This window comes from Streptomyces sp. NPDC058872, from assembly GCF_042743065.1.
Taxonomy (GTDB): Bacteria; Actinomycetota; Actinomycetes; order Streptomycetales; family Streptomycetaceae; genus Streptomyces.
The window spans coordinates 67,842-78,487 of the sequence record NZ_JBHYMK010000022.1 but is presented as its reverse complement, the minus strand read 5'-3'; the positions used below and the strand labels follow the sequence as shown (position 1 = coordinate 78,487).

Below are 10,646 nucleotides of genomic sequence, written 5' to 3'. Positions count from 1 at the left end.
CACACGGCCGGCTCCTCGGGCGCCCGCTGCGTTTCCGGCGGGAGGCCCAGGAGGAGCGGAGAGCTCAGCCGGGCGTCCGGGTGCATCCGGAGGAGGTGGTGGACCACCCCGGCCATCCCCGGGAGCAGTCCCGGGGCGAAGGCCTCCTTGGCCAGGCCGCCGACCGGACCGCGTTCTTCGATGCCGGTGAGCAGCTCCGCGTCGGCCTCCGCGGCGGACGGCCCCTCGTACCCCTCCAGACCGCGCAGGTGGTGGAGGAGCTCCCAGAGCCCGAGGTCGCCGTGGCAGAGGGTGTGGCTCCAGCCGAAGCCCTCGCGCAGGCCCGCGGGACCCGAGCGGAGCGCCGTGTCCAGGTGACGGGGGTCTCCGGTGCGTCCGTACAGGTCGACGGCGGCCAGACCGATGCCGGTGCTCCCGTGGCACCAGGCGGTGGGGTGCTCGACCTCTCCTCCGAGTCGTGCGTCGAGCCAGGCCCGTTCTCCGGGAGAGTAGAGGGATTCCTCGAAGTCATGGGCCAGGGAAGCCAGTTCGTACCAGCGGCGGCGGTCGGCCGCGCTCCCGGCGGCGGAGAGGGCCAGTCGGGCGAGCGCCCAGCCGGCGCCGGTGGCGCCGTGGGCGAAGCCGCCGATGCCCTCCGGGAACATCACCGTGGACCACCGTGCTCCGCGGTCGTCGACGATCGCGGTCCGCTCCAGCCTCCGTCCGGCCTCGGCGGCGACGTCCTTCCACTTCTCCTGACCGGTGAGCCCGGCCAGGTCGAGCAGGGGGACGACCACGCCGGCCGCACCGCCGAGCACGTCGAGTGCCCGGTCCTCGGCGATGAGCTCGGGGGTCAACAACGCGGCCCGGGCACGGGCCCGGTCGAGCAGTCCGGCCGTGCCGAGGACCCGGTGCAGTGCCGCCCAGGTCCACACCTGCGAGGCGAGTCCGGTGAATCCCCCGAGCTGACGGGTCGAAGTGGCGTCCTCGGTGGCGGCCAACACCTCCAGGGTGCCGGTCAGTACGGACTCGACGTCGGCCACCGGATCGGCCCGCCCCGCACGCTGTTCCCCCGCGTACTCCGCGAGGGCGAGGGCGACGCCGCCCTGGCCGGTGTAGAGGTCGGCACCGAGCGGGCGGACCGCCCAGCCGTAGTCCGTGAGAACCGGGCTGATCCAGGTCGTGGTGGCGTCGGTACCGCGTACGGCCGCCGCACAGATCGTCCCGGCGGCCGAGGCGGCCAGCACCCGGCGGCGCCGGTCCAGGTCCTCGGCGTTCGGCGAGCGCACGGGCGTCCTCGTCCGGTCGGGGAGCTGGCGCTCGTTCAGATAGGCGCCGACCAGGGCGCTGCGGATGGTGTCCCGCTCACGGGTGAGGTCAGCCCGCCGCCACCCGGTCAGGAAGGCGGCCAACCGCCCTCCGTCCACCCGCTCGCCGAACACGGGGACGTCGCCGATCAACAGGTCCGCGACCTCCCTGTCGATCACCGTGGGATCGCCGGGAGCCCCGGGAGCGGCGAGGGCGTTGCGGTGGAGGATGTCCCGGGCCCGCGCCAAGGCGGCTTCGGGATCGTGCAGCGAAGCCGGGTGCCAGAGCATCCGACCGATGTCCGTGTAGGCCTGCGTGGGCCGGCGGATCCTACGGACCTGACACCCGTCGAACAGCCTCATCAGGGAGTCGAGCTCACCGTCCGCGTCGAGCTTCGCCAGTGCCCCGGTGAGCCCGTCGAAGCCGGTCAGCACCTGGTCCCAGTGTCGGATCAGCACCGGCTCGGGGCTGGGATGGTTGCGGGCCGGCGGCAGGTCCACCACGCCGACCTCCATGCGGGCGGTGTCCCGCCCCCCGTCCACGATGACCGGGACGCGGATCTGCGGCTGCTGGCCGGGCAGGCCGCCCGCGGCCGAGAGGTCCACTCCGGCGAGGGCGTAGCCGTCGGTGCGGAGCGGCAGGATGCCGGTGCGCAGCACGGTGTTGCGGATCGCCCGGGCCGCCCGGTCGACGGCGTCGCCGCGTCCGCTCGGCGGAACCTCGACGTCGGGCGTGAACAGGGCCTCGGCATCGACCACGGCGGGCACCGGACCGTGGGCCACCAGGTTCTCGGCGTGCAGGTCGGTCCCGCCGAGGAGCCGCATCACGGCCAGCCATCCGCCCAGCGCGCGGTAGAAGCGGGCGAGCTCCGCCTCGTCCCGGCAGTAGTGGTGCCCGAGGTGCTCGGCCCAGCCGTAGCCGTCCCGGACCAATGCCCTCGGCACGCCCAGGTCCTCGGCGCCGGGGACGGCCGCGACGAAGGCGCGCAGCGCGGCGTCCACCTCCACCGGCCTGGGCTTGTACATGACGCTGCCCGCCTCGAAGAGCACCCGGGCCACCGCCCGTCCACCGTGGTGGGTGTCCCCGCGGGCGAGCTCCAGGGCGCGCAAGGGTCCCGGATCCTCGCCGAGCAGGCCGGCGAGGGCCTCCCGGTCCGCGACCAGCCGCCTGCCCAGTTCCAGGGTGCCCGCAATCAGGAGGCGCCCGGAGGCGAAGGCCCGTCCGCGCAGCGCCGGGTACCGCTGGTGCAGGGTCTCGGTGTGCTCGGGGGCGGAGGCGCGGCGGAGGAAGGCGTCCCAGCGGGCGACCGGGTCCGCGCCGGACAGTTCGCCGGCCAGGGAGGCGGCCCTCAACTCCAGCAGGAGCACCCGGTTCAGCCGGAGTTGCAGCGTGCGGCCGAGCGCCTCGCGCGTCGCCTCGCGCAGGACCGTTCGCTCGTCGGCAGCCAGCCCGGAGAGCTCCGGCACCCGCTCGTCCAGCTCCGCGAACAGCGGCCCCGCGAAGGCCGCCACCGGCGCGGCGAACCACCCCTCGGGCGGCGGTTCGTCTGCCGGGCGGTCCGCCGCCACCGGTTCCACCATGCTGGTTCCTCTCCTGACTGCCGGTACGCGTGATGTGGTCGGGGGGCGGTGCCCCGTTTTCACGGGCCCCCGCCGCCGGGCGGCGTCCCGTGGGCGCCGGGGCCGCTTCGCGGGCCGGGGAACCCTTGGGGGTTCCCCGGATGTCACGTGTGGTGCCGTGTGACGGCTCGTCAGCAGCAGTAGCTGTGCAGCGAACCGGTGCAGCTGCTGCATCCGGTGAACAGCGCCTCGGTGGCGTCGGTCAGCGCGGCCTCTCCGGCGGCGCCGCCCACGTAGAGCGGGCCGGCCGGGTTGTCGGTGCCGAAGGCCGTCTCGGCGCCCTGGAGCCAGGCAGCAACGATCTCGTCGGTACGGGTGGCGGACATGACGGGCATGTGGTTCCTCCTACGAATCGACGGCGATGTGCGGAGCTACAGAATCCACCGGACGTCATTCATCCGGATCTGCCAGAACCGGCCAATCCCCAAAGAGGAGTTCGAATTCTTCGACATTCGTCCGAGGGCTACTGCGGTGCGGATCGCCGCCCGGCGACCGCTTGCCGCACGGGGGCGTGAGCCGAGGTCGCAGGCAGTTCCCCGCCCCCGTCCGTCCCGATCGGACACGTCCGCCCGGGCGACGCCCTCGGACGGTTCCCGTGCCCGTCAAGTGGTGCGAACCCCCTGCAATTGGCCATTCGTCGTCCGCCGTGCGAACGCTCCACACCGCTCTGCGGAGTCCACCGGGGCACCGGCCCGTCTCGCGGCCCCGGGCGAGGGGCACGGGCGGGCGCCGGTCCGTTGCGGTCGGACGTCACCGTACGGGTGGCAGCACCGGGCAGCCCGCTCCTCGGACCGCGCCCCCGGCTCCGGGCGGTCGGGCTCCGCGCCCGGCACGGCGCCGACCCGGGCAAAAGCGGACCATTGGATAGTGTCCTCCCATGCACGACAGCCCCCACGATCCGTACGTCCGCGTCCGAGGCGCCCGCGAGCACAACCTCGCGGGGGTTGACGTCGACATCCCCCGCGACGCCCTCGTCGCGTTCACCGGGGTCTCCGGTTCCGGCAAGTCGTCGCTGGCGTTCGGGACGATCTACGCCGAGGCACAGCGACGCTACTTCGAGTCGGTGGCCCCGTACGCCCGGCGGCTGATCCACCAGGTGGGGGCGCCCGCGGTCGGTGAGATCACCGGACTGCCGCCGGCCGTTTCGCTGGAGCAGCGCAGGTCCTCGCCGAACGCCCGCTCCTCCGTCGGCACGGTCACGACGCTGTCCAACTCGCTGCGGATGCTGTTCTCGCGGGCCGGCCGCTATCCGGAGGGCGCCGCGCTCCTGGACTCGGACGCCTTCTCCCCCAACACGGCCGCGGGTGCCTGCCCCTCGTGCCACGGGCTCGGGCTGGTCCACGAGACGAGCGAGGAACTCCTGGTGCCCGACCCGGCGCTGTCGATCCGCCAGGGTGCGATCGCGGCCTGGCCGGGCGCCTGGCAGGGCAAGAACCTGCGGGACGTGCTCGACGCCCTCGGCCACGACGTCGACCGGCCCTGGCGGGAGCTCGACGCCGAGGAGCGGGAGTGGATCCTCTTCACGGACGAGCAACCGGTCGTCACGGTGCACCCGGTGCGGGACGCACAACGCATCCAACGCCCCTACCAGGGCACGTACACGAGTGCACGCCGCCATGTGCTGCGCACCTTCTCCGATTCGAAGAGCCCCGCCCTGCGCGCGAAGGCGGAACGCTTCCTCATGAGTGCGCCCTGCCCGGTCTGCGGTGGTTCCCGCCTGCGGCCGGAGGCGCTCGCGGTCACCTTCGCCGGTCGGAACGTGGCCGAGCTCGCCGCGCTGCCGCTGACCGCGCTGTCCGGCCTCCTCGCCACCGCGGCGACGACGGACGGCTCGGAGACGGCGCGCGTGCTCATCGCGGACCTCGTCGCCCGGATCGACACGGTCGCCGAACTCGGTCTCGGTTACCTGAGCCTGGACCGCGCCACCCCCACCCTCTCCAACGGGGAGCTCCAGCGGCTGCGGCTCGCCACCCAGCTGCGCTCCGGACTCTTCGGCGTCGTGTACGTCCTCGACGAGCCCTCCGCCGGACTGCACCCGGCCGACACCGAGGCGCTGCTCGTGGTGCTCGACCGGCTCAAGGACGCCGGGAACTCGGTCTTCGTCGTCGAGCACCACCTCGACGTCGTACGGCACGCGGACTGGCTCGTGGACGTCGGCCCGCGTGCCGGCGTGCACGGTGGACAGGTGCTGCACAGCGGTCCGCCGGAGGACTTGGCCGGTGTCGAGGCGTCGGCGACCCGACGGTTCCTGTTCGACCGGGCGCCCGCGCCCGCACGGTCGGTGCGGGAACCGGTGGACTGGTTGCGCCCCGGGCCGGTCACCCGGCACAACCTGCGGGCCGTCGACGCGGCCTTCCCGCTCGGCGTCCTCACTGCCGTCACGGGCGTCTCGGGATCCGGCAAGTCCACCCTGGTGGAGGCGCTGACCGAGGAAGTGGCGGGCGCAGGACGCCTGGTGGCCGTGGACCAGCGGCCGATCGGTCGAACTCCGCGGTCCAATCTGGCCACGTACACGGGGCTCTTCGACGTGGTGCGGAAACTCTTCGCGGGAACCGAGGAGTCCGCGGCGCGCGGCTACAAGGCGGGTCGCTTCTCCTTCAACGTGCCCGGGGGGCGTTGCGAGACCTGCCAGGGCGAGGGCTTCGTGTCGGTGGAGCTCCTCTTCCTCCCCCGCACGTACGCCCCCTGCCCCGACTGCCACGGCGCCCGCTACAACCCGGAAACCCTCCGGGTGCGACTGCGCGGCCTCTCCGTCGCCGACGTGCTCGACCTGACCGTCGAGTCCGCCGCCGCCTTCTTCGAGGACCATCCCGCCGCGGCCCGGAGCCTGCGCGCCCTCATGGACGTCGGACTCGGCTACCTGCGGCTGGGGCAACCCGCCACCGAGCTCTCCGGCGGCGAGGCGCAGCGCATCAAGCTCGCCGCCGAGCTCCAGCGCCCGCACCGCTCGCCCGCCCTCTACGTCCTGGACGAACCCACGACCGGGCTGCATCCGGCCGATGTGGAGGTCCTGATGCGGCAACTGCACGGTCTCGTGGACGCCGGGCACTCGGTGATCGTCGTCGAGCACGACATGGACGTCGTCGCCACCGCAGACTGGGTGATCGACCTCGGCCCCGGGGGCGGTGAGCAGGGCGGCCGGGTGGTCGCCGCCGGGCCGCCCGCCGACGTGGCCGCGTCACCGGAGAGCCGGACGGCCCCCTACCTGGCCAGGGCGCTGGGCGGCTGACCCGAACCGCTCCGGACCGGTGGGGCGCACGGGAGAACGGCGTCCCCTACCCCTTCGCCTTCCTCCGCGCCCGCAGCCACTCCCGGTTCATCGCCGCGATCGACGGGAGCGGGATGCCCTTGGGGCAGGCGGTGGCGCACTCCCCGGTGAGGGTGCAGCCGCCGAATCCCTCCGCGTCCATCTGGGCCACCATGTCGAGGACCCGGGTCTCGCGTTCCGGGGATCCCTGGGGCAGGACGTTCAGGTGGTTGACCTTGGCGGAGGTGAAGAGCATCGCCGAGCCGTTGGGGCAGGCCGCCACGCACGCGCCGCAGCCGATGCACTCCGCGTGCTCGAACGCGGAGTCCGCGTCGGCCTTGGGCACCGGGGTGGCGTGGGCCTCGGGGGCGGAACCCGTCGGGGCCGTGACGTAGCCGCCGGCCTGGATGACGCGGTCGAAGGCGGAGCGGTCGACCACCAGGTCCTTGACGACGGGGAAGGCGGACGCCCGCCAGGGTTCGACGTCGATGGTGTCGCCGTCGCGGAAGGACCGCATGTGGAGTTGGCAGGTGGTGGTGCGCTCCGGCCCGTGCGCATCGCCGTTGATGACGAGGCTGCACGCGCCGCAGATTCCCTCGCGGCAGTCGTGGTCGAAGGCGACGGGGTCCTCGCCGCGCAGGATCAGGTCCTCGTTGAGGGTGTCGAGCATCTCCAGGAAGGACATGTCGGCGGAGACGCCGTCCACGTCGTAGGTGGACATGGCGCCGGGGGCGGTGGCGTGCTGCTGGCGCCAGACGCGCAGGGTGAGCCTCATGCGTAGCTCCGCTGGGTGGGGTGGACGTATTCGAAGGCGAGGTCCTCCCGGTGGAGGACGGGGGCGCGGTCGGGGGCGGTGAACTCCCAGGCGGCCGCGTAGGCGAACTCCTCGTCGCGCCGGGCGGCTTCGCCGTCCGCCGTCTGGGATTCCTCGCGGAAGTGACCGCCGCAGGACTCGGCGCGGTGGAGGGCGTCGAGGCACATCAGTTCGGCGAGCTCCAGGTAGTCGACGATCCGGTTGGCCTTCTCCAGCGACTGGTTGAACTCCTCGCCCGTCCCGGGGACCTTGATGCGCTTCCAGAACTCCTCACGGATCTCGGGGATGCGGCGCAGGGCCTTGCGGAGGCCCTCGTCCGTGCGGGCCATGCCGCAGTGCTCCCACATGAGCGCGCCGAGTTCGCGGTGGAAGGAGTCGGGGGTGCGGTCGCCGTCGACGGCGAGGAGGAGGTTGAGCCGGTCCTCGGTCTCGGCGAGGACCTCGCGCACGGCGGGATGCTCGTCGGTGACGGGTTCGGCCTGCGGGTGGCCGGCCAGGTAGTCGTTGATGGTGGCGGGCAGGACGAAGTAGCCGTCGGCGAGGCCCTGCATGAGGGCGGAGGCACCGAGCCGGTTGGCGCCGTGGTCGGAGAAGTTGGCCTCTCCGATCGCGAACAGGCCGGGGACGGTGGTCTGGAGGTCGTAGTCGACCCAGAGTCCGCCCATCGTGTAGTGGACGGCGGGGTAGATCCGCATCGGGACCTCGTACGGGTTCTCGGCGGTGATCCGCTCGTACATGTCGAAGAGGTTGCCGTACTTCTCCTCGACCTTCGCCCGGCCCATCCGGCGGACGGCGTCGGCGAAGTCGAGGTAGACGCCCTGCCCGCCGGGTCCGACGCCCCTGCCCTCGTCACAGACGTTCTTCGCGGCGCGGGAGGCGATGTCGCGGGGGACGAGGTTGCCGAAGGAGGGGTAGATCCGCTCCAGGTAGTAGTCGCGCTCGTCCTCGGGGATGTCGGCCGGCGCCCTCCGGTCGCCGCGGGCCTTGGGTACCCAGATGCGTCCGTCGTTGCGCAGCGACTCGCTCATCAGCGTCAGCTTGGACTGGTGGTCTCCGGTGCGCGGGATGCAGGTGGGGTGGATCTGGGTGAAGCAGGGGTTGGCGAAGTACGCACCGCGCCGGTGGGCCCGCCAGACGGCGGTGGCGTTGGAGTTCATCGCGTTGGTCGACAGGTAGAAGACGTTGCCGTACCCACCGGTGGCGAGGACGACGGCGTCCGCGTAGTGGGTGCTGATCTTTCCGGTGACCAGGTCGCGGGCGACGATTCCCCGGGCCCGCCCGTCGACGACGATCAGGTCGAGCATCTCCGTGCGGGGGTGCATCTCGACGTTGCCTGCGGCGATCTGCCGGGACAGCGCCTGGTAGGCGCCGAGGAGGAGTTGCTGGCCGGTCTGTCCGCGGGCGTAGAAGGTGCGGGAGACCTGGACGCCTCCGAAGGAGCGGGTGTCGAGGAGGCCCCCGTATTCACGGGCGAAGGGGACTCCCTGGGCGACGCACTGGTCGATGATCTCGACGGAGATCTGGGCCAGGCGGTGGACGTTGGATTCGCGGGCCCGGAAGTCACCGCCCTTGACGGTGTCGTAGAAGAGGCGGTGCACGGAGTCGCCGTCGTTGCGGTAGTTCTTGGCGGCGTTGATGCCGCCTTGGGCGGCGATGGAATGGGCCCGGCGCGGGGAGTCCTGGTAGCAGAACTGGACGACGTGGTAGCCCTGTTCGGCGAGGGTGGCGCCGGCGGAGCCGCCGGCCAGGCCGGTGCCGACGACGATGATGCGGTGCTTGCGCCGGTTGGCCGGGTTGACCAGCCGGGCCCGGAAGCGTCGGGCGTCCCACCGTTCGGCGATCGGGCCGGCGGGGGCCTTGGCATCGGCGACGGGCTCGCCGGTCGCGTAGTCGAGGTAGTTCACGGTCAACTCACCACTCCGGTCATGACGGCCACGGGTACGGAGACGAAACCGGCGGTCAGGACGAGCGCCAGGGTGTTGGCCGTGGCCTTGAGCAGGCGGTCACGGCGGGCGTTGCCGACGCCCAGGGTCTGGGCTGCGCTCCAGAAGCCGTGGCGGACGTGGAGGCCGACGGCGAGCATGGCGACGAGGTAGACGGCGTTGCCGTACCAGGTGGAGAAGGTGTCGACGACGTTCTGGTAGGGCTTGCCCTCCTCGAAGCCACCGCTGTGGACGGTGCCGGTGGTCAGGTCGAGGACGTGCCAGACGATGAAGAGGGCGAGGACGATCCCGCCCCAGCGCATGGTGCGGGTGGCGTACGAGGAGCGCTTGCGGCGGTGGACGTACGCGGTGGGGCGGGCCTTCAGGTCGCGCCGGCTGAGCTGGTACGCGGAGACGGCGTGGGCGACGACGGCGGCGAGGAGGACGATCCGGACCAGCCAGAGGGCCCACTCGTGGTGGAGGACGGGGGCGCCCATGACGCGCAGCCAGTGGGCGTAGGAGTTGAACTCCTCGGGACCGAAGAAGACCTTGAGGTTCCCGGCGACATGGGCGACGAGGTAGCCGAGCATGATCAGCCCGCTCACCGCCATGACCGTCTTCTTGCCGAGGGTCGATGACAGGAATCCGCGTGACGGTGTGGGGGACGGCGGGCGTCCCGCCGCCCGGTCCCTCAGGGGTGCCAGAGCCATGCCTTCGACGCTAGGGCCGAAGGACCCAAGAGGTCCAAGACATGGTCCGGCTCATCTCGATAGGATGAACCTATTCATGTCCCTTAGGCTGGGACCATGCAGTTCCAGCAGCTCCTCTACTTCGTCGCCGTGGCCGAGACCCGGCACTTCACCAGGGCCGCCGAGCGCGTCCACGTCTCACAGCCTTCGCTCTCCCAGCAGATCAAGGCCTTGGAGCAGGAGTTGGGTGCGGAGCTCTTCAGCCGGGCCCGGGGAAACATCACCCTCACCGACGCGGGCGAGGCCCTCCTGCCGCTCGCGCGCAGGATCCTCGCCGACACGGAGACGGCCCGCCTGGAGGTGCAGGAGCTGGCCCGGCTCAAGCGCGGCCGGGTGCGGCTCGGTGCGACCCCGAGCCTGTGCACGGGGCTCCTGCCGGACGTGCTGCGGACCTTCCACGACCTGCATCCGGGCATCGAGCTCCTGATCGAGGAGGGGGGCTCGCACGATCTCGTGCGGGAGCTGGCGCGCGGAGCCCTCGACCTGGCCCTGGTCGTCCTCCCGTTGCCGTCGCCCTCCCCCGCCCTGACGACGGTCGAGCTGCTCCGGGAGGACCTCGTGGTGGTCTCGGCCGCCTCCTCGCCGCCCCCGCGCCGCCCCGTGCGGATCAAGGACCTGCGGGACCAACCGCTCGTGATGTTCCGGCACGGCTACGACCTGCGGGAACTGACCGTGGCGGCTTGCCGGGCGGAGGGTTTCGAGCCCTCGTTCACCGTCGAGGGCGGAGAGCTGGACGCGGTGCTCGGCTTCGTACGGGCCGGCCTGGGGCTCGCGGTCGTCCCGGCCATGGTCGCCGCGCGCGCCGGCCGCGACCTGCGGGTGACGGCCCTCGCCCGCCCGGGCCTGCGCCGCACCATCGCACTGGCCCATCGCAGCGACGTGGCCCCGCCACGGGCGGCCCGGGAGCTCCAGAGGCTGCTCATGGCCTCCCGTCGTGGCGGTGAGGGCACCCCGGAGTCGGTGATCGCCGCGGAAGGGTGAGGTCGGCCCGGGGAGGAGGCGCCCCGG

At 72.5% G+C, this 10,646-nt stretch carries 7 protein-coding genes; 2 read left to right on the top strand and 5 right to left on the bottom strand.

Annotated elements, in window-relative coordinates; translation table 11 throughout:
* Both ACFW22_RS16650 and ACFW22_RS16645 read right to left on the bottom strand, forming a co-directional pair.
* A partial coding sequence (locus tag ACFW22_RS16650; protein ID WP_386404280.1) for a type 2 lanthipeptide synthetase LanM family protein occupies positions 1 to 2,867 on the bottom strand: 2,867 nt, incomplete at its 3' end.
* Positions 2,868 to 3,037: 170 nt separating this feature from the next.
* Positions 3,038 to 3,241: a DUF6229 family protein gene (locus ACFW22_RS16645; RefSeq protein ID WP_386404277.1), complete on the bottom strand. Its 204-nt coding sequence runs from the start codon at positions 3,239 to 3,241 to the stop codon at positions 3,038 to 3,040.
* A gap of 542 nt (positions 3,242 to 3,783) precedes the next feature.
* Between ACFW22_RS16645 and ACFW22_RS16640 the strand changes: the two genes are divergently transcribed.
* Positions 3,784 to 6,135 carry an ATP-binding cassette domain-containing protein gene (locus ACFW22_RS16640; protein WP_386404274.1) on the top strand — a complete coding sequence of 784 codons (2,352 nt, stop codon included), beginning with the start codon at positions 3,784 to 3,786 and terminating at the stop codon, positions 6,133 to 6,135.
* Between the two features lie 46 nt (positions 6,136 to 6,181).
* Here the strand turns inward: ACFW22_RS16640 and ACFW22_RS16635 are convergent, their stop codons facing one another.
* Genes ACFW22_RS16635 through ACFW22_RS16625 form a run of 3 tightly spaced genes read right to left on the bottom strand, consistent with a single transcriptional unit; the run spans position 6,182 to position 9,599 of the window.
* Positions 6,182 to 6,928, bottom strand: a complete 747-nt coding sequence (locus ACFW22_RS16635) for a succinate dehydrogenase/fumarate reductase iron-sulfur subunit (protein ID WP_386404271.1) — start codon at positions 6,926 to 6,928, stop codon at positions 6,182 to 6,184.
* On the bottom strand, positions 6,925 to 8,871 hold the full coding sequence (locus tag ACFW22_RS16630; RefSeq protein ID WP_386404400.1) for a fumarate reductase/succinate dehydrogenase flavoprotein subunit: 1,947 nt from the start codon (positions 8,869 to 8,871) through the stop codon (positions 6,925 to 6,927). The genes ACFW22_RS16635 and ACFW22_RS16630 overlap by 4 nt, the downstream gene beginning before the upstream one ends.
* Before the next feature lie 2 nt (positions 8,872 to 8,873).
* Complete coding sequence (locus ACFW22_RS16625) at positions 8,874 to 9,599, bottom strand: succinate dehydrogenase (protein ID WP_386404268.1); 726 nt, start codon at positions 9,597 to 9,599, stop codon at positions 8,874 to 8,876.
* Between the two features lie 96 nt (positions 9,600 to 9,695).
* Between ACFW22_RS16625 and ACFW22_RS16620 the strand changes: the two genes are divergently transcribed.
* Complete coding sequence (locus tag ACFW22_RS16620; protein WP_384873763.1) at positions 9,696 to 10,619, top strand: LysR family transcriptional regulator; 924 nt, start codon at positions 9,696 to 9,698, stop codon at positions 10,617 to 10,619.
* Positions 10,620 to 10,646: the final 27 nt, after the last annotated feature.

Excerpts from the sequence above, each read along its gene's own strand:
- ACFW22_RS16645 (WP_386404277.1), bottom strand. The coding sequence starts at position 3,241 with ATGCCCGTCATGTCCGCCACCCGTACCGACGAGATCGTTGCTGCCTGG.
- ACFW22_RS16620 (WP_384873763.1), top strand. The coding sequence starts at position 9,696 with ATGCAGTTCCAGCAGCTCCTCTACTTCGTCGCCGTGGCCGAGACCCGG.
- ACFW22_RS16640 (WP_386404274.1), top strand. The coding sequence starts at position 3,784 with ATGCACGACAGCCCCCACGATCCGTACGTCCGCGTCCGAGGCGCCCGC.
- ACFW22_RS16625 (WP_386404268.1), bottom strand. The coding sequence starts at position 9,599 with ATGGCTCTGGCACCCCTGAGGGACCGGGCGGCGGGACGCCCGCCGTCC.
- ACFW22_RS16635 (WP_386404271.1), bottom strand. The coding sequence starts at position 6,928 with ATGAGGCTCACCCTGCGCGTCTGGCGCCAGCAGCACGCCACCGCCCCC.